The sequence below is a fragment of the Mesorhizobium sp. AA22 genome (assembly GCF_001672375.2).
Lineage (GTDB): Bacteria > Pseudomonadota > Alphaproteobacteria > Rhizobiales > Rhizobiaceae > Mesorhizobium > Mesorhizobium wenxiniae.
This window is the reverse complement of sequence record NZ_CP048406.1, coordinates 4,038,405-4,057,120: the sequence shown is the minus strand read 5'-3', so window position 1 is coordinate 4,057,120 and position 18,716 is coordinate 4,038,405. Positions and strand designations below refer to the sequence as shown.

The 18,716-nt window shown below is 61.5% G+C and carries 20 protein-coding genes; 17 read left to right on the top strand and 3 right to left on the bottom strand.

The window, feature by feature from the left end:
• Window positions 1–110: 110 nt before the first annotated feature.
• The 16 genes from rpsE to A9K68_RS19465 all read left to right on the top strand — a co-directional run bounded on the left by rpsE (window position 111) and on the right by A9K68_RS19465 (window position 14,823).
• Window positions 111–674: a 30S ribosomal protein S5 gene (gene rpsE / locus A9K68_RS19540; RefSeq protein ID WP_006333394.1), complete on the top strand. Its 564-nt coding sequence runs from the start codon at window positions 111–113 to the stop codon at window positions 672–674.
• A 24-nt stretch (window positions 675–698) separates the two neighbouring features.
• The gene (rpmD, locus tag A9K68_RS19535) at window positions 699–896 is read left to right on the top strand and encodes a 50S ribosomal protein L30 (RefSeq protein ID WP_006205449.1); all 198 of its coding nucleotides are present in this window, start codon (window positions 699–701) and stop codon (window positions 894–896) included.
• A gap of 22 nt (window positions 897–918) precedes the next feature.
• Window positions 919–1,392 carry a 50S ribosomal protein L15 gene (gene rplO, locus A9K68_RS19530; RefSeq protein WP_029352230.1) on the top strand — a complete coding sequence of 158 codons (474 nt, stop codon included), beginning with the start codon at window positions 919–921 and terminating at the stop codon, window positions 1,390–1,392.
• Window positions 1,393–1,583: 191 nt separating this feature from the next.
• Window positions 1,584–2,924, top strand: a complete 1,341-nt coding sequence (secY, locus tag A9K68_RS19525; RefSeq protein ID WP_065008707.1) for a preprotein translocase subunit SecY — start codon at window positions 1,584–1,586, stop codon at window positions 2,922–2,924.
• The gene (locus A9K68_RS19520; protein ID WP_065008708.1) at window positions 2,921–3,532 is read left to right on the top strand and encodes an adenylate kinase; all 612 of its coding nucleotides are present in this window, start codon (window positions 2,921–2,923) and stop codon (window positions 3,530–3,532) included. Before secY ends, A9K68_RS19520 begins: the two co-directional genes overlap by 4 nt.
• Window positions 3,533–3,732: 200 nt before the next feature.
• Window positions 3,733–4,101, top strand: coding sequence for a 30S ribosomal protein S13 (gene rpsM, locus A9K68_RS19515; protein ID WP_029352234.1), 369 nt, complete (start codon window positions 3,733–3,735; stop codon window positions 4,099–4,101).
• A gap of 138 nt (window positions 4,102–4,239) precedes the next feature.
• Window positions 4,240–4,629 carry a 30S ribosomal protein S11 gene (gene rpsK / locus A9K68_RS19510; RefSeq protein WP_023799279.1) on the top strand — a complete coding sequence of 130 codons (390 nt, stop codon included), beginning with the start codon at window positions 4,240–4,242 and terminating at the stop codon, window positions 4,627–4,629.
• 101 nt (window positions 4,630–4,730) lie between these two features.
• Complete coding sequence (locus A9K68_RS19505; RefSeq protein WP_023799278.1) at window positions 4,731–5,741, top strand: DNA-directed RNA polymerase subunit alpha; 1,011 nt, start codon at window positions 4,731–4,733, stop codon at window positions 5,739–5,741.
• Window positions 5,742–5,885: 144 nt separating this feature from the next.
• Window positions 5,886–6,317, top strand: coding sequence for a 50S ribosomal protein L17 (gene rplQ, locus A9K68_RS19500; RefSeq protein WP_023799277.1), 432 nt, complete (start codon window positions 5,886–5,888; stop codon window positions 6,315–6,317).
• Between the two features lie 192 nt (window positions 6,318–6,509).
• Window positions 6,510–7,997, top strand: a complete 1,488-nt coding sequence (locus A9K68_RS19495; RefSeq protein ID WP_065008709.1) for a DegQ family serine endoprotease — start codon at window positions 6,510–6,512, stop codon at window positions 7,995–7,997.
• A 51-nt stretch (window positions 7,998–8,048) separates the two neighbouring features.
• Complete coding sequence (locus A9K68_RS19490) at window positions 8,049–9,359, top strand: replication-associated recombination protein A (protein WP_065008710.1); 1,311 nt, start codon at window positions 8,049–8,051, stop codon at window positions 9,357–9,359.
• A gap of 68 nt (window positions 9,360–9,427) precedes the next feature.
• On the top strand, window positions 9,428–9,805 hold the full coding sequence (crcB, locus tag A9K68_RS19485; RefSeq protein ID WP_065008711.1) for a fluoride efflux transporter CrcB: 378 nt from the start codon (window positions 9,428–9,430) through the stop codon (window positions 9,803–9,805).
• Window positions 9,806–9,938: 133 nt separating this feature from the next.
• Entirely contained in the window at window positions 9,939–10,919 is a 981-nt protein-coding gene (locus A9K68_RS19480) for an RluA family pseudouridine synthase (RefSeq protein ID WP_065008712.1), read from the top strand.
• A gap of 50 nt (window positions 10,920–10,969) precedes the next feature.
• Window positions 10,970–11,845, top strand: coding sequence for a DMT family transporter (locus A9K68_RS19475; RefSeq protein WP_065008781.1), 876 nt, complete (start codon window positions 10,970–10,972; stop codon window positions 11,843–11,845).
• Between the two features lie 11 nt (window positions 11,846–11,856).
• Window positions 11,857–12,648 carry an ATP12 family chaperone protein gene (locus A9K68_RS19470; protein ID WP_065008782.1) on the top strand — a complete coding sequence of 264 codons (792 nt, stop codon included), beginning with the start codon at window positions 11,857–11,859 and terminating at the stop codon, window positions 12,646–12,648.
• 285 nt (window positions 12,649–12,933) lie between these two features.
• Entirely contained in the window at window positions 12,934–14,823 is a 1,890-nt protein-coding gene (locus A9K68_RS19465; RefSeq protein ID WP_065008783.1) for an MFS transporter, read from the top strand.
• Window positions 14,824–14,914: 91 nt separating this feature from the next.
• Here A9K68_RS19465 and A9K68_RS19460 read toward each other — a convergent pair whose 3' ends face one another.
• Entirely contained in the window at window positions 14,915–15,109 is a 195-nt protein-coding gene (locus tag A9K68_RS19460; RefSeq protein ID WP_065008713.1) for a DUF2735 domain-containing protein, read from the bottom strand.
• Window positions 15,110–15,425: 316 nt separating this feature from the next.
• Between A9K68_RS19460 and A9K68_RS19455 the strand changes: the two genes are divergently transcribed.
• Complete coding sequence (locus A9K68_RS19455) at window positions 15,426–16,466, top strand: glutamine synthetase beta-grasp domain-containing protein (protein WP_065008714.1); 1,041 nt, start codon at window positions 15,426–15,428, stop codon at window positions 16,464–16,466.
• A 187-nt stretch (window positions 16,467–16,653) separates the two neighbouring features.
• On the opposite strand, the gene glnA is transcribed toward A9K68_RS19455, so the two are convergent.
• Complete coding sequence (gene glnA / locus A9K68_RS19450) at window positions 16,654–18,063, bottom strand: type I glutamate--ammonia ligase (RefSeq protein ID WP_065008715.1); 1,410 nt, start codon at window positions 18,061–18,063, stop codon at window positions 16,654–16,656.
• Between the two features lie 54 nt (window positions 18,064–18,117).
• The gene (locus A9K68_RS19445) at window positions 18,118–18,456 is read right to left on the bottom strand and encodes a P-II family nitrogen regulator (protein WP_019857988.1); all 339 of its coding nucleotides are present in this window, start codon (window positions 18,454–18,456) and stop codon (window positions 18,118–18,120) included.
• Window positions 18,457–18,716: the final 260 nt, after the last annotated feature.

Sequence of the window (18,716 nt, the reverse complement as noted above, 5' to 3'; positions counted from 1 at the left end):
CTTTTCGGATAAGATCACGCGAAGGAAAAATGAGTTTCGCCCCCGGCAACCCACAGAGGTGCCGGATATTATCATCAACCGTGCTTCCGGAAAAAAACAAGGAACAGGATATGGCACAGGAACGTAGGGATGGCGGCCGCGGCCGTGATCGCGAAGAGCGCGACGACGGCATGGTGGACAAGCTCGTCCACATCAACCGCGTCGCCAAGGTCGTCAAGGGCGGCCGGCGCTTCGGCTTTGCAGCACTCGTCGTCGTCGGCGACCAGAAGGGCCGCGTCGGCTTCGGTCACGGCAAGGCGCGCGAAGTGCCCGAGGCGATCCGCAAAGCGACCGAATCGGCCAAGCGCGACATGATCTTCGTGCCGCTGCGTTCGGGCCGTACGCTGCACCACGACGTCGAGGGACGCTGGGGCGCCGGACGCGTTCTGCTGCGCGCTGCCAAGCAGGGTACCGGCATCATCGCCGGCGGCCCGATGCGCGCCGTCTTCGAGACGCTCGGCATGCATGACGTCGTCGCGAAGTCGATGGGTTCGTCGAACCCGTACAACATGGTTCGCGCCACCTTCGACGCGCTGAAGAGCCAGATGCATCCCAAGGATGTGGCTGCTGCGCGCGGCATCAAGTATTCGACCCTTCAGGCCCGCCGCGGCACCGCCGTCGCGGCCGAAGAATAGTCGACGCTGACCAGGATTTTGACCATGGCCAAGAAAGCAACCAAGACCATCACCGTCGAGCAGATCGGTTCGCCGATCCGCCGGCCGAAGGAGCAGCGAGCGACGCTGGTCGGCCTCGGCCTCAACAAGATGCACAAGCAGCGCACGCTGGAGGACACCCCCTCAGTGCGCGGCATGATCGCTGCCGTCCAGCATCTCGTCCGCGTCGTGGACGAGGGCTGAACCAGAACGCAGGAGAACTCAGATGAAACTCAACGATCTGCGTGACAAGGACGGCGCGACGCATTCCAAGAAGCGTCTCGGCCGCGGCATCGGTTCCGGCTCGGGCAAGACTGCCGGTCGCGGCGTCAAGGGCCAGAAGGCGCGCTCCGGCGTCGCCGTCAACGGCTTCGAGGGTGGCCAGATGCCGCTCTACCGGCGCCTGCCGAAGCGTGGCTTCAACAACATCTTCGCCAAGAGCTTTGCCGTCGTGTCGCTGGCCCGCATCCAGGCCGCGCTCGATGCCAAGAAGCTCGACGCCAAGACGACTGTGACGGCCGAAGCGCTGGTCGCTGCCGGGGTCATCCGCCGCGTCAAGGACGGCGTGCGCATCCTCTCGGACGGCGACATCAAGTCGAAGCTCGCCTTCGACGTGGCCGGCGCCTCCAAGGCTGCCATCGAGAAGATCGAAAAGGCCGGCGGTTCGGTAAAGCTGCCGGAAAAGGCAGCCGCCGAGTAACGGCGATTTGAAGCGCGATCGGCAAGAGTGAGACACGTTTCGCTTTCGATTGCGCTTTGATCCGATCAATATGGCGGCCGCATCAACGCGGCCGCTTGCATGTTTGCAGTCCGGAGCTTATCTCGTGAGCTTCGGTGACACGCGCCGCCTGAGTTGCGGGCCATCGAGCGTGACCAAGCGGAGAATCAGGCATGGCTTCGGCTGCTGAACAACTAGCCTCGAATCTGAATTTCTCGGCCTTCGCCAAGGCGGAGGATCTGAAGAAGCGCATCTGGTTCACCATCGGCGCGCTGCTCGTCTACCGCCTCGGCACCTATATCCCGCTGCCCGGCATCAATCCCGACGCTTTCGCCCAGGCCTTCTCGTCGCAGAGCAAGGGCGTGCTTGGCATGTTCAACATGTTCGCCGGCGGCGCCGTCGAGCGCATGGCGATCTTTGCCCTCGGCATCATGCCCTATATCTCCGCTTCCATCATCATGCAGCTGATGACCTCCGTCATCCCGACTCTGGAGGCGTTGAAGAAGGAAGGCGAACAGGGCCGCAAGGTCATCAACCAGTATACCCGCTACGGCACCGTGCTATTGGCCCTGGTCCAGGCTTACGGCATTGCGGTCGGACTGGAGGGCGGCAACGGCATCGTCAGCGATCCCGGCATGTTCTTCCGCATCTCGACCGTCATCACGCTGGTCGGCGGCACCATGTTCCTGATGTGGCTCGGCGAGCAGATCACCGCGCGCGGCATTGGCAACGGCATTTCGCTGATCATCTTTTCCGGTATCGTCGCCGGCCTGCCGCAAGCCATTTCCGGTACGCTGGAACTTGGCCGCACCGGCGCGCTGTCCACCGGCCTGATCCTGGCGATCATCGTTCTCGCCGTCGTCGTCATCGCGCTGATCGTGTTCTTCGAGCGCGCCCAGCGGCGCTTGCTGATCCAGTATCCGAAGCGCCAGGTCGGCAACCGAATGTTCCAGGGCGACACCTCGCACCTGCCGCTCAAGCTCAACACGGCCGGCGTCATTCCGCCGATCTTCGCCTCTTCGCTGCTGTTGCTGCCGGCGACGGTCGCCGGCTTCTCGCAGACGACCAACATGCCAGCCTGGGCCAGCACCGTCCTGGCGGCACTCGGCCATGGCCAGCCGCTCTACATGGCGTTCTATGCGGCGATGATCGTGTTTTTCGCCTTCTTCTATACGGCGATCGTCTTCAACCCGAAGGACACCGCTGACCAGCTCAAGAAGCATTCGGGTTTCATTCCGGGCTACCGTCCGGGCGAGCGCACCGCCGATTACATCGACTATGTTCTCACCCGCATCACCGTCGTCGGCGCCATCTATCTGGTGCTGGTGTGTCTGCTGCCCGAGTTCCTGATTTCAGCGACAGGCGTACCATTCTACCTCGGTGGCACATCGCTTCTGATCGTGGTCAGTGTAACGCTCGATACGGTGGCGCAGATTCAGGGTCACCTGATCGCGCACCAGTATGAGGGCCTGATCAAGAAGTCGAAGCTGCGCGGGGGGAAAAAGGCCAGATGAGGTTGATATTGCTTGGACCGCCAGGGGCGGGCAAGGGGACGCAAGCACAAAGACTGGTAGAAAAATACGGCATACCCCAACTCTCCACGGGCGATATGCTGCGCGCCGCTGTTCAGGCCGGCACCGAAGTCGGCAAGCGCGCCAAGGCGGTGATGGACGCTGGCGAACTGGTTTCCGACGCCATCGTCAACGCCATCGTGGCAGAGCGTATCGATCAGGCCGATTGCGCAAAGGGTTTTATCCTTGACGGATACCCGCGAACCCTGGTGCAAGCGGACGCGGTTGAATCGATGCTCTCGGATCGCGGCCTCACTCTCGACGCCGTCATCGAACTGGTCGTCGACGACAAGGCACTGGTTGGTCGAATCGGCAAGCGCGCCGAAGAGGCCAAGGCCGCGGGTCTGCCGGTGCGCAAGGACGATAATCCGGCGGTGTTCGAAGAGCGCCTGAAGGAGTACTACAAGAAAACGTCGCCGCTGATCGGCTACTACTATGCCAAGGGCAAGCTGAGAGGTGTCGACGGCATGGCCGACATCGACGCGGTGACGCGACAGATCGAAATGGTGCTCACAGCTGCGACCCAGCAGGTTGGCCAGGCGGCCAGCTAGAGAATTGAACGATTACGCTTGACTGGAGCGGTTCGCTGGGGTATGGCGGCCCGTCTTCCTATCAGGCATGAGGTTTTGCTTGCCCGCAAGGGCAAGGCAGCCGCTTTGAACTGGAAACTCCCGCATGGGCCGGCCTCCACCGGACGCGGGGCAACTTTGATAGCGCCGGCTTGTCCGGCCCACATGGAGAAGAGAAGAACATGGCTCGTATAGCCGGCGTCAACATTCCGACCAACAAGCGCGTTGTCATTGCGCTTCAGTACATTCACGGCATTGGCAAGAACTTCGCCCAGGAGATCGTCGACAAGGTCGGCATCCCGGCCGAGCGCCGCGTCAACCAGCTGACCGACGCGGAAGTGCTGCAGATCCGCGAGACGATCGACCGCGACTATCAGGTCGAGGGCGATCTGCGCCGCGAAGTGTCGATGAACATCAAGCGGCTCATGGACCTCGGCTGCTATCGCGGCCTGCGTCATCGCCGCTCGCTGCCGGTTCGCGGCCAGCGCACGCATACCAATGCACGCACCCGCAAGGGCCCGGCCAAGTCGATCGCCGGCAAGAAGAAGTAATTTAGGGCAGTACGGGAGTAGGGCAGTAGGGCAATAGGATCGGCAGACATACTGCCCTACTGCCGTATCCCCTACTGCCTTCTCCCTGGTGGAGCCGCTGGCATTACGGCGGTGTAGAGATCAACTGAAAGGACCATCATGGCCAAGGAAGCCACACGTGTTCGCCGTCGCGAACGCAAGAATATTTCGTCGGGCGTTGCCCACGTCAACTCGACCTTCAACAACACGATGATCACCATCACCGACGCGCAGGGCAATTCGATTGCCTGGTCGTCGGCGGGAGCCCAGGGCTTCAAGGGGTCTCGCAAGTCGACACCGTTTGCTGCCCAGATGGCTGCCGAGGACGTTGCCAAGAAGGCCCAGGAACACGGCATGCGCATGCTCGAGGTCGAGGTCTGCGGACCCGGCTCCGGTCGTGAATCGGCGCTGCGTGCGCTGCAGGCAGCCGGCTTCACCATCACCTCGATCCGTGATGTGACGCCGATCCCGCACAATGGCTGCCGCCCGCGCAAGAAGCGCCGCGTCTAAAGAATTACCGAACGCCGCGCGAACGCCAGTAGCGTTCCTCCACGGCATTCCAGGTCGCCCGCCACGATTGGATGGTGGCGGGTCAACGGAAGGAAAGCATCATGATCCAGAAAAATTGGCAGGAACTGATCAAGCCGAACAAGATCGAGTTTTCGTCGAAGAAGAAGACGCTGACCACGCTGGTCGCCGAGCCGCTCGAGCGCGGCTTTGGTCTCACCCTCGGCAATGCGCTGCGTCGCGTGCTTCTGTCTTCGCTGCGTGGCGCGGCTGTGACCGCCGTGCAGATCGATGGCGTTCTGCATGAATTCTCGTCCATCGCCGGCGTGCGCGAGGACGTGACCGACATCGTCTTGAACATCAAGGAAATCGCCATCCGCATGGAAGGTGACGGCCCCAAGCGCATGGTCGTGCGCAAGCAGGGACCGGGCGCCGTTCTCGCCGGCGACATCCAGACGGTCGGCGACGTCGAGATCCTCAATCCCGACCACGTCATCTGCACGCTGGACGAGGGCGCTGAAATCCGTATGGAGTTCACCGTCGATACCGGCAAGGGCTATGTGCCGGCCGACCGCAATCGCGCCGAAGACGCGCCGATCGGCCTCATCCCGGTCGACAGCCTCTACTCACCGGTCAAGAAGGTTTCCTACAAGGTCGAGAACACCCGTGAGGGCCAGGTTCTCGACTATGACAAGCTGACCATGACAATCGACACCGACGGTTCGATCTCGGGCGAGGACGCGGTGGCTTTCGCCGCTCGCATCCTGCAGGATCAGCTTGGCCTGTTCGTCAATTTCGACGAGCCGCAGAAGGAAGTCGCTGCCGAGCAGGTGACGGAGCTTGCCTTCAACCCGGCGCTGCTCAAGAAGGTCGACGAGCTCGAGCTTTCGGTGCGTTCGGCCAACTGCCTGAAGAACGACAACATCGTCTATATCGGCGACCTGATCCAGAAGACCGAAGCCGAGATGCTGCGCACCCCGAACTTCGGCCGCAAGTCGCTGAACGAGATCAAGGAAGTCCTGGCGGCGATGGGCCTGCACCTCGGCATGGAAGTGCCGGATTGGCCGCCGGAAAACATCGAAGACCTCGCCAAGCGTTACGAAGATCAATACTGACCGGTGAATTGAGAATGGTGAAATGGTGAATGGTCGCCGGTCGGCGACTTCGGAGAGGTAGAGCCCTTCCATTCACCATTCACTATTGACCATTCACAAAATGAAACAGCCGGGCCAACCGCCCACAACACCAGGAGAAGAGCCATGCGCCATGGATTTAAAGGCCGCCGGTTCGCCCGCAGCATAAGCCATCGCAAGTCGATGTTTGCCAACCTTGCCGTATCACTCATCGAGCATGAGCAGATCCTCACCACATTGCCGAAGGCGAAGGATCTGCGTCCGATCGTCGAGAAGCTGGTGACGCTCGGCAAGCGCGGCGATCTGCATGCCCGCCGCCAGGTGATTGCCCAGATCGGCAATGAAGGCGTCGTCAAGCGCCTGTTCGACACGATCGCGCCGCGCTACGCCACCCGCAACGGCGGCTATCTGCGCATCATGAAGGCGGGCTTCCGCCACGGCGACAATGCCGCCATGGCGGTCATCGAGTTCGTCGATCGCGACACCTCGGCCAAGGGCGCCGGCGACCGTGCCCGCATCGAGGCAGAAGGCACCGACGAGGAAGCAGCAGCCGCATAAGCTTCGGTTTGCGTAAGGAGTTCATAGGGGCCTGCGGGCCCCTTTTTGCATTCCGGAATGCGGCACGGAACATTTGCGACCATTTCTTGGCTCAGCTCTGACCTTATCGCTCAAAATGATTCGATTTCATTGCCTTAGCCTTTCATTTTGCACAATCGTCGGGACAATGGCGCCCGACCCGGAGGATTCGGAATGCGCGTAAAACGGATGTCCCTTGTTCTACTCTGCGCCTTGATGGCGCTGGCAGTCGTGCCGGCGGCCAGGCAGGCGCTGGCTCAGGACACCAAGCCCGATCCCGGTCTGTCCGATGTGCTGACCGACATGCTGCGCGGCGCCGAAGGCGAAAGTGCCACCTCCGGTCCAGACAAACGCGTGCCTTTCGGCCGCGAGGAGGTGCAACTGTCTTTCGCGCCGCTGGTCAAGCAGACAGCGGCGGCCGTGGTCAATGTCTATGCCTCGCAAACGGCCAAGTTGAGGTCGCCCTTCGACGGCGATCCTTTCTTCGAAGAGTTCTTCGGCCGTTCGCAGCCGCGTGCGCAGTCCTCGCTCGGCTCCGGCGTGCTGGTCGATCCGACAGGCATAGTGGTCACCAATTTCCACCTCATCAAGGACGCCGATCAGGTCAAGGTCGCCACCGCGGACGGGCGTGAATTCGACAGCAAGGTGCTGCTCAAGGACGAGACGCTTGACCTCGCCGTGCTCAAGATCTCCGCCGACAAGCCATTTCCGGTCGTCGCCATCGGCGATTCCGACGCGCTCGAGGTTGGCGACCTGTTGTTGGCCATCGGCAACCCTTTCGGTGTCGGCCAGACCACCACCAGCGGTATCGTTTCGGCGCTTGCCCGCAGCCACATCGGCGTTTCTGATTCCAGTTTCTTCATCCAGACCGACGCCGCGATCAACCCCGGCAATTCCGGCGGTGCGCTGATCAACATGGGTGGCCAACTGGTCGGCATCAACACGGCGATCTACAGCCGCAGCGGCGGCTCGATCGGCATCGGCTTTGCTATTCCCTCCAACATGGTTCGCGCGTTTGCCGATGCGGCCAAGGCCGGCCGCGACTTCTTCGAGCGGCCCTATATCGGCGCCGAATTCGAGCGCGTGACGCCGCAGATCGCCGAATCGCTCGGTCTGGAGACCCCGACCGGGGCGCTGGTTTCGTCCATCGAAGAAGCAGGGCCGGCGGCCACGGCGGGGCTCAAGCCCGGCGATGTCGTGCTGTCGCTCAACGGCACGCCGGTCGAGAGTATCGAGGCGCTGGATTACCGGATGGCAACGCTGTCGATCGGCACCAATGCCAGCTTTGGCGTCCTCAGCAAAGGCCAGCAAGCGACGATGGACATCGCGCTGGAGCGCGCGCCGGAAGGTGCAAAACTCGCGGAAGTGACACTGCGCGGTCGCAGCCCGTTTTCCGGTGCCAAGGTTGCGGAACTCTCGCCCCGGCTCGCCCAGCGGCTCGGCATGCGCACCGATGTCAAGGGTGTTACGGTGGTCGACATCAATCGCGGTTCGCCCGCAGCCGATTTCGGCTTCCAGCCGGGCGACATCGTTCGAGAGGTCAATGGCGTGACCATCGATACCGCCGCGACCCTGGAACAGGCAGCCATGGAAGAGACGCGCTGGTGGCGCTTTACCGTCGAGCGCGGCGGGCAGATACTGCGCCAGGTGTTGCGTTACTGAGCCCGAGCGTCGATCCTTCGGACGAGATCGCGCTCCAACGAAACGAAGTGCATGGCCGATCTGTTCAGTGTCGATGAACCGGAAAAGGCGCCGCCCGGCAGGCCGCTGGCCGACCGGCTGCGCCCGAAGAACCTCGGCGAGGTCGTTGGCCAGGAGCATCTGACCGGGCCCGACGGCGCACTGACGCGGCTGATCGGCTCGGGATCGCTCGGCTCGATGATCTTCTGGGGGCCGCCCGGGACGGGCAAGACCACGGTCGCGCGGTTGCTTGCCGGCGAAACCAGCCTTGCCTTCCAACAGATATCGGCGGTGTTTTCCGGTGTCGCCGACCTGAAGAAAGTGTTCGAGGCGGCGAAGCTGCGCCGCTCCAATGGCCGTCAGACGCTGCTCTTCGTTGACGAGATCCATCGCTTCAACCGCGCCCAGCAGGACAGTTTTCTGCCTGTCATGGAAGACGGCACCGTCGTGCTGGTTGGCGCCACGACGGAGAACCCGTCCTTCGAGCTGAACGCGGCGCTTCTGTCCCGCGCGCGCGTCCTGGTCTTCCATTCGCTCGGTGAGGACAGCATCGCCAAACTGCTGGCGCGTGCCGAGGAGACCGAGGGCAGGGCGCTGCCGCTCGACGACGAGGCGAGGGCGATGCTCATCCGCATGAGCGATGGCGATGGCCGCGCGGCGCTGACGCTGGCCGAAGAGGTCTGGCGCGCCGCCAAGTCAGGCGAGGTGTTCGGCGCCGAGGGCCTGCAGCGCATCGTCCAGCGCCGGGCGCCGATCTACGACAAGGGCCAGGACGGCCACTTTAATCTGATCTCGGCGCTGCACAAATCGGTGCGCGGCTCCGACCCGGATGCCGCCCTCTATTATCTCGCCCGTATGTTCGACGCCGGCGAGGATCCGCTCTACCTCGGCCGCCGGCTGGTGCGCATGGCGATGGAGGATATCGGGCTGGCCGACCCGCAGGCGCTGGTCATCGCCAATGCCGCCAAGGATGCCTACGACTACCTGGGCTCGCCAGAGGGCGAGCTCGCCTTCGCCGAGGCCACCGTCTATCTCGCCAGCGCGCCCAAATCCAACGCCGTCTACACCGCCTTCAAGGCCGCCACTCAGGCGGCGAAGGAGTTCGGCTCGCTGCTGCCGCCCAAACACATCCTCAACGCGCCGACCAAGCTGATGAAAGAAGAAGATTACGGCGCCGGCTACCGTTACGACCACGACGAGCCGGACGCTTTTTCCGGACAGGATTATTTTCCGGAAAAGATGGGCCGCCGCACATTCTATGATCCGCCCGAGCGCGGTTTCGAACGCGATATCAGGAAACGGCTCGACTACTGGGCGAAGCTGCGCGGCGAGCGGCAAAAGTAGGCTCGCGCAATTTCCCGCTCACGCGGCAGGGATTGACCGAGGTGGCCCTGTAAGGGCAGTAAACGGCGATGATCAATCTCCTCCTCGTTGCCGCGGGCGGCGCTATTGGTGCCGGGCTGCGCCACGCCGCCAATTTCGTCGCGCTGCGTCTTGTCGGCCCGAGTTTTCCCTGGGGCACGATGGCAATCAACATTGTCGGCTCCTTTGCCATGGGTCTGTTCATCACGACCCTGGCGCGGCGCTACGGCGGATCGAACGAGCTCCGGCTGTTCGTCGCCACCGGCATCCTCGGCGGCTTCACCACCTTCTCCGCCTTTTCGCTCGATTTCGCGACGCTGTGGGAGCGTGGCGCGACGCTGCCGGCGTTCGGATATGCCCTTGCCAGCCTCATTGGCGCGATCATTGCCCTGTTTCTGGGTCTTTGGCTCGCAAGAAGCCTGCCTTAATGCTATTGCCCCCGCTTACATCGCCGCGCGTCCCTTATGTCGCGCAAAGGACCCTGTAGCATTTTGATTTTGCGCATGACCTTTTCCGAAAATCCATTTCAGGTCATGCGCTAGAGACGGGTAAAACGAGACAATGGCAGGCGTTGAACAGATCACGGTGGAGGCCGGCGAGGCGGGTATGCGGCTCGACCGCTGGTTCAAGACCCATTTTCCGGGGCTTGGCTTCGGCCATCTGCAAAAACTGCTGCGTTCCGGCCAGATCCGTGTCGACGGTGGCAGGGTGAAGGCTGATACCCGCGTCGAGCCGGGCCAGATGGTCCGCATCCCGCCGCTCGAAGTGGACAAGAAGGGCGAGAGCCCGCTCACCGGTCACTCGATCCGCAACCAGGGCGACGCCGACGTTCTGGCCAAGATGCTGATCCATGAAGATCCGAAAGTCTTCGTCTTCAACAAGCCTGCAGGCCTTGCCGTTCAGGGGGGCTCGGGTGTCACCCGCAATGTCGACGACATGCTGGAAGCCTGGCGCAACCAGAAGGGCGAGAAACCGCGTCTGGTGCACCGGCTCGACCGCGACACGTCAGGCGTGCTGGTCGTCGCCCGCACCAGGCTCGCCGCCATGAAGCTTGCCGAGGCGTTCCGGGCGCGTGAGACCAAGAAGACCTATTGGGCGCTGGTCAAGGGCGTGCCGCCGAAGCGCGAGGACAAGATCTCGACCTGGCTGATCAAGGAGCCGACGCCCGACGGCGACCGGGTGCGCGTCGCCAAGCATGGCGAAAAGGGCGCCGACCACGCGGTGTCCTATTACCGGATCGTTGAGCAGGCAGCGCAGACGCTGTCCTGGCTGGAGATGGAACCCTATACCGGCCGTACCCACCAGCTTCGCGTCCATGCCGCTCACATCGGCTGCCCGATCATCGGCGATCCCAAATATTTCGAGGCCGACACCAATTGGGATTTCCCCGGCGGCATGCAGAACCGCTTGCATCTGCACGCGCGCCGCATCGTCATCCCGCATCCCGACAAGGGTCTTATCGACTTCACCGCACCGATGCCGCCGCATATGCGCCAGAGCTGGAACCTGATCGGCTTCGACGACGCCAGCGCCGAGGACTAGGTCCAGTGGGTATCGCTACCGATACACTTGACCGCCGCGACAGGGTCGACATGGCGGCGGCCGCCATTATGGTTGGGCTGACCTTTTCCTGGGGGCTGAACTACGTCGCCGCCAAGATCTCCTATGCCGGCTATGATCCCGTTTTCCTGTCGATCGCACGGTCGGTCGTTGGCGGGCTGTGCGTTCTCGCCTGGTGCCGCTGGCGCGGCATTGAGCTTTTTACCCGCGACGGAACCTTTGTCGCCGGCATTCTGGCAGGCGCGCTTTTTGGTCTCGAGTTCCTGTTTCTCTATGTCGGGCTCGAACAGACGACCGTCGCGCGCAACACCTTGCTGGTCAACACCATGCCGTTCTGGGTGCTGGTCGGCGGGCATTTCCTGCTGAACGAACGCATCACCGTGCGCCGACTCGTCGGCCTTCTGCTCGCATTCGCTGGATTGGTCGCGGTGTTCTCCGACCAGTTGAGCGCCGATAATGGCGCGACACTGACCGGTGATCTGCTCAGTCTCGGCGCCGGCATACTCTGGGCCATGACCTACATCGTCATCAAGCGGACGAAATTGGCGGAAACGAGCGCCGAGAAATTGCTGCTTTATCAACTGGCCGGCGCTGCCGTGGTAGGCGCCTTGGTGCTGCCTTTCGCCGGGCCGCCTGTCCGCGACTTCGCCGCTTTGCCGACCTTGGCTCTGCTTTTTCAGGCCGTCTACATCGTCGCCTTCACCTATGTGCTCTGGTTCTGGCTGCTGCGGCGCTATCCGGCATCGGGCCTGTCGAGTTTCACCTTCCTGTCGCCGGTGTTCGGCGTGCTGTGCGGCGCCATCTTCTTGAACGAGCCGCTGACCATTCGTATTTTCCTGGCACTCGGCCTCATCGCAGCCGGTCTGATCATTGTGAATCGGCCGGCCCGAAAACAGATCCCCGGATGAAAGGCTCCGGCATGCGCGATATTCTCAACGACCTCGAAGCGGGAAAGCAGCTCTCCGATCCGGATCCGGTACGCCGTGCCCAGATCCAGATGAAGACGCACCTGCCGAAACGCTTCTACAAAGCCGTCTCGGTCGCACCGGCCGAAAATGGTTTTGCCGTTCATCTCGATGGCAAGCCGGTTCGCACGCCAGGCAAAGCGCCGCTGGTGCTGCCGACCGAAAAAGCCGCCGCTCTGGTCGCTGACGAGTTCGCCGCGCAGGGTGAAACCATCGACCCGGTGACAATGCCGGTCATGCGTCTGGTCAATACAGCCGTCGACGGCGTCGCCAGCGACCCGCAGGCGGTACTGGAGGATGTCCTGCGCTTCGCCTCGTCCGATCTGCTCTGCTATCGCGCCGAGACCCCGCAAGGGCTGGTCGACCGTCAGAACGAACATTGGGATCCTGTCATCGACTGGGCGCGGAGCGCGCTTGGCGCCCGCTTTCACCTCGCCGAAGGGGTGATCCATGTCGAGCAGCCGCGCGAGAGCCTTGCGTTGCTCGGCGTTCATCTTGCCCAGCGTGCCGACCCGCTACGGCTGGTAGCCATCCACGTCATGACGTCGCTGACGGGATCGGCGCTGCTGGCGCTGGCCGTCGAGTTCGGCGAGATCGACGGCGACGCCGCATGGACTGCCGGCCATGTCGACGAGGACTGGCAGGCCGAGCACTGGGGACATGACGCGGAGGCTGTCGCCCGCCGTGCCCACCGCAAACGCGATTTCATGGCGGCGGTCGGTCTTCTCGAGGCGCTCAAGGGCTGACCGCAATCGCCGCCCTCATTCGTTTCGCGTAGCACATTGGAGCGACTGCGTTCCAGTTGGACGTGCGAAGTACGCTCTAACACTTTGAAATCTATGCATCGTGCTTTCCGTAGATCGATTCCGATCTTCGGGCCGATGCATTGGACCAAAGTCATAATCCCAAAGGCGGGCTGCCTCTGGGCGGCGCTTTCTGTCATTTCTCGCGGCGATTGTTGCCCGAGTTCGTGTCTAGGCACGACACCGCGCAGCATCAAGCACAGCGAGATGTCACGGGAGGACGAATTCATGGTAATGGCAGCGACCGCCGGCAGAGCAAGCCGCGGCATGACGCGGGAAGAGAAGAAAGTCATCTTCGCTTCCTCACTCGGCACCGTTTTCGAATGGTATGATTTTTATCTCTACGGCACTTTGGCGGCCTCGATCGGCGCTGCGTTCTTCACTCAGTATCCTGAAACAACGCGCAACATCTTCACGCTGCTGGCTTTCGCCGCAGGCTTCCTCGTGCGCCCGTTCGGTGCGCTGGTATTCGGCCGCATCGGCGATCTCGTCGGCCGCAAATACACTTTTCTCGTCACCATCCTGATCATGGGTCTGTCGACCTTCCTGGTCGGCATACTTCCTGGCGCGGCCAGTTGGGGCATCGCGGCGCCGATCATCCTGGTTGCGCTGCGCATGCTGCAGGGACTGGCGCTCGGTGGCGAGTATGGCGGTGCCGCGACCTACGTCGCCGAGCACGCGCCCGACGATCGTCGTGGCTTCTACACGTCATGGATCCAGACGACGGCCACGCTCGGCCTGTTCCTGTCGCTGATCGTCATCCTGACGGTGCAGAATTCGCTGAGCAAGGAAGACTTCGCGGAGTGGGGCTGGCGTATTCCGTTCCTGGTCTCAGCGATCCTGCTGGGCATTTCGGTCTGGATTCGCCTGTCGCTCGCCGAATCGCCGACATTCCAGCGGATGAAGGACGAAGGTAAGGGCTCCAAGGCACCACTGACGGAAGCGTTCGGCCAATGGAAAAATGCCAAGATCGCCATTTTGGCGCTTCTCGGCCTTACTGCCGGCCAGGCCGTGGTCTGGTATAACGGGCAATTCTACGCGCTGTTCTTCCTGCAGAACGTGCTCAAGGTCGACGGTCAGTCGGTCAACATCATGATCGCCATCGCGCTGGCACTCGGCACGATCTTTTTCGTCGTGTTCGGCTGGCTCTCCGACAAGATTGGCCGCAAGCCGATCATCATGGCTGGCCTGGCGCTGGCGATCGTCACCACTTTCCCGCTGTTCAAGGCGCTGACCTGGGCAGCCAACCCGGCGCTCGCCACTGCGCAGCAAAACACCCGTGCCACGATTACCGCTGCGCCTGGCGACTGCAAGTTCCAGTTCAATCCGACCGGAACGCGCAAGCCTCTCACGTCGTGCGATATTGCGACGGATTTCCTTGCAAAGAGCTCCGTGCCCTATGACATTGTCACGACAGCGGCAGCGGGCACCGCGGCCAGTGTCAAGATCGGCAACGAAACGGTGACGTCCTATGATGCCGTGGCAGCCGCAGACAAGGCAGCTTCAAGCGACGCTGCGTTCAAGAAGGCAATCAACATTGCGTTGCAGGACGGCGGCTATCCGCTGAAGCGTGCTGCGGCCAAGGTCGCCGACCAGAAGCTTGACGCCTTCGTCGCGGCCAATCCGGAACTGAAGCTCGACGCCGCCGCAATCCGCGCCGGCGACAAGACGACGGTTGCGGCCGACCAGGCGATCAAGGACAAGCTGCTTACGGCCGAAGAGGCCAAGGCGGGAGCGCCTGAGGTCACCGTCTACAACGTCCCGGAAGCAGGCGCCTTTGCGATGTTTGCCGACCCTGAACAGGTCAGCTGGGCAAAGGTCATCGGCATCCTGTTCATCCTGGTCCTTTACGTGACCATGGTCTACGGACCGATCGCCGCGATCCTGGTCGAGATGTTCCCGACACGCATCCGCTATACCGGCATGTCGTTGCCCTATCACATCGGCAATGGCTGGTTCGGCGGCCTGCTGCCGGCGACGGTGTTCGCGCTCAGCGCCTACAAGGGCGATATCTATTACGGCCTCTGGTATCCGGTGGTGATCGCGGCGATGTCGCTGATCATTGGTATGATCTTCGTCAGGGATACGCTGGGAACGAACTTGCACGCCAAGACCTGATCCTGGCCTGACAGAAAGCAAAAATGAAAAGCCCGGCGCGAGTGATCGCGCCGGGCTTTTCAATTCGCCAAAGCGATGCGGAAGGATGGGCTTAGCTCTTCCGCTCCTGTTTAGCTTCCTCGATGGCCGCTTCGTGATACCAGCCGCTTCCGAAATCCGTGCGGTTGCGCAATGAGGCAAGTTCTGCCGCGAACTTAGCCTTTCCGCTTAAATTTGAGGCAGACACACGCGCTGCCACCGGGAACATCAGGATTTTGGCCGACTGACGGGTGGAAGTGATTTCCATTGTCGGTCTCCCTTCTCTGCAGAACCTTGCCGATTCAATCTTTCCCCAAGATAGGTTCTGCAATCGAGTTAGGCAATATGATTACGAAAAGATCAGTAGTTGCCTATTATTTGTGCGAAACTCGCCTGTGATTGTTCCGGACGCATTGCGGTAACGGCACAACGAATTTGTCGGGATGCAGCGTCGATTCTGCCGCATCCTTTGCCGGCGAGAATGGCACACGAATTGCTTTTTAATAATCCGGCAGGTCGGCTGCAGGGTGGCTGGCACGCCGGCGCCGTCCAAGATTCGGTGATCAAAGCAACGAGAGGCTAGAATGACGAAATACAAGCTCGAGTACATTTGGCTCGATGGATACACCCCGGTTCCCAACCTTCGTGGAAAGACGCAGATCAAGGAATATGCCGAGTTCCCGACGCTCGACCAGCTTCCGCTGTGGGGCTTCGACGGTTCCTCGACCATGCAGGCCGAAGGCCACTCGTCCGACTGCGTCCTGAAGCCGGTCGCGATCTATCCGGATCCCGCGCGCACCAATGGCGTGCTCGTCATGTGCGAAGTGATGATGCCGGACGGCGTGACGCCGCATGCATCCAACAAGCGCGCCACCATCCTCGACGACGAGGGCGCCTGGTTCGGCTTCGAGCAGGAGTATTTCTTCTACAAGGACGGCCGCCCGCTCGGCTTCCCGGAGAGCGGCTACCCGGCGCCGCAAGGCCCGTACTACACCGGCGTCGGCTACAGCAACGTCGGCAGCGTCGCCAGGCAGATCGTCGAGGAGCATCTCGACCTCTGCCTTGCCGCCGGCATCAACCATGAAGGCATCAACGCCGAGGTGGCCAAGGGCCAGTGGGAATTCCAGATTTTTGGCAAAGGCTCCAAGAAGGCCGCCGACCAGATGTGGATGGCCCGCTACCTGATGCAGCGCCTCACCGAGAAATACGGCATCGATATCGAATACCACTGCAAGCCGCTCGGCGACACCGACTGGAACGGTTCCGGCATGCACGCCAACTTCTCGACCGCTTATATGCGCGAAGTCGGCGGAAAGGACTATTTCGAGGCGCTGATGGCTGCCTTCGACAAAAACCTGATGGATCACATCGCCGTCTACGGGCCGGACAACGACAAGCGTTTGACCGGCAAACATGAGACCGCGCCATGGAACAGGTTCAGCTATGGCATCGCCGACCGCGGCGCCTCGATCCGAGTGCCGCATTCCTTCATCAACAATGGCTATAAGGGTTATCTCGAGGATCGCCGCCCGAACTCGCAGGGCGACCCCTACCAGATCGCCTCGCAAATCCTGAAGACGATCGCCTCCGTCCCGGCCAGCGCAGAGGTTTCGGCTGCCGCTTGAGCATTCAGTCACGGCGCAGATCTGAGAGGTCTGCGCCGTGACAGTTCTCCGCCACGCCGGCTTTTTGCCAGGGCGACGACACCAACTGCTCGATTGAGTATTCTCAATCCCAAAACAAAACCCCCGCCGGATCGCTCCGGCGGGGTTTTGTTTGTCGCTTAGCCGATCCGGGTCAGATCGAATAATATCAGATCGAATAATACATGTCGTACTCGACCGGATGGGGGGTCATTTCGAAGCGCATCACTTCGGCCATCTTGAGCTCGATATAGCTGTCGATCTGGTCGTCGTCGAAGACGCCGCCGGCCTTCAGGAAGCCGCGGTCCTTGTCGAGGCTCTGCAGCGCTTCGCGCAGCGAGCCGCAGACGGTCGGGATCTTCTTCAGCTCCTTCGGCGGCAGGTCATAGAGATCCTTGTCCATCGGCTGTCCCGGATGGATCTTGTTCTTGATGCCGTCGAGGCCGGCCATCAGCATGGCGGCAAAGGCGAGATAGGGGTTCGCGCCCGGATCGGGGAAGCGGACCTCGACGCGCTTGGACTTTGGCGACGAGCCGAACGGGATACGGCAGGAGGCAGAGCGGTTGCGGGCCGAATAGGCGAGCAGCACCGGCGCTTCATAGCCCGGCACCAGGCGCTTGTAGGAATTGGTCAGCGGGTTGGTGAAGGCGTTGATGGCCTTGGCGTGCTTGATGACACCGCCGATATAAAACAGGCAGCTCTCCGAGAGACCGGCATATTCATTGCCGGCGAAGGTCGGCTTGCCCTCCTTCCAGATCGACTGGTGGACGTGCATGCCCGAGCCGTTGTCGCCAAAGACTGGCTTCGGCATGAAGGTGGCCGTCTTGCCGTAGGCGTTAGCGACCTGGTGCACGACATATTTGTAGATCAGCATTTTGTCGGCGTTGCGGACCAGAGTGTCGAACTTGATGCCGAGTTCGTGCTGGGCAGCGGCGACTTCGTGGTGATGCTTCTCGACGCGCACGCCCATTTCGGCGAGCACGGTCAGCATCTCCGAGCGCATGTCCTGCGCCGAGTCGATCGGCGGCACCGGGAAATAGCCGCCCTTGATGCGCGGACGATGACCGAGATTGCCCGTCTCGTAGTCGGTGTCGTCGTTGGAGGGCAGTTCGGTGGAGTCGAGCTTGAAGCCAGTGTTGTACGGATCAGCCTTGTACTTGACGTCGTCGAACACGAAGAACTCGGCTTCCGGGCCGACGAAGATCTGATCGCCGATGCCTTCCGCCTTCATGTAGGCTTCTGCCTTCTTGGCGGTGCCGCGCGGGTCGCGGTTGTAGGATTCTCCGGAGATCGGATCGAGGATGTCGCACAGGATAACCATGGTCGACTGTGCGAAGAACGGATCCATATGCACTGTCTCGGTATCGGGCATCAGCACCATGTCGGACTCGTTGATCGCCTTCCAGCCGGCGATGGAAGATCCGTCGAACATGACGCCGTCGGCAAACATGTCTTCCTCGACCTCAACGACATCCATCGTCACGTGCTGCAGCTTGCCCTTCGGATCTGTGAAGCGCAGGTCAACGAATTTTACGTCGTTGTCCTTGATCTGCTTCATGATGTCTTTGGCTGTCGTCATGTCATGTTTCCCTGTGTGATGACGTTTCGAGGAGATGATCTGAAATCAGAAAGCTCAGACCGCGTCCATCCCTGTTTCCCCGGTGCGGATGCGTACAACTTCCTCGATGTTGGAGACGAAGATCTTGCCGTCACCGATGCGGCCGGTCTGGGCGGCCTTGCGGATGGCTTCGATCGCGGCTTCGACCGCGTCGTCGCCGAGCACGACCTCGATTTTCACCTTGGGCAGAAAATCCACGACATATTCGGCGCCGCGATAGAGTTCGGTATGGCCCTTCTGGCGGCCAAAACCCTTTGCCTCCGTAACGGTGATGCCTTGCAGCCCGGCTTCCTGAAGCGCTTCCTTCACTTCGTCTAGTTTGAACGGTTTGATGATCGCTTCGATCTTTTTCATGTAAAAAGTGGCCTCCACTGCCAAAAAGACGGGTTGTGAGCCCCGCTTGCGCCTCCTTCAAGCACGAACTGTGCCAATTTGAGGGGATTCGAAGCGGTATCACGCGATTTCGATGCCATGCCGCGTTGAGGGGTAAATTCGCATCATTCGCTGCATTGGCTGCGTCATGGATACTGGGAACCTACACATTGTCGGTGCTTCCGTCCGCACAATAATTGGGCAGACAGAGCATTTCGTGAGCATTTGTGCTTCGACGAAGC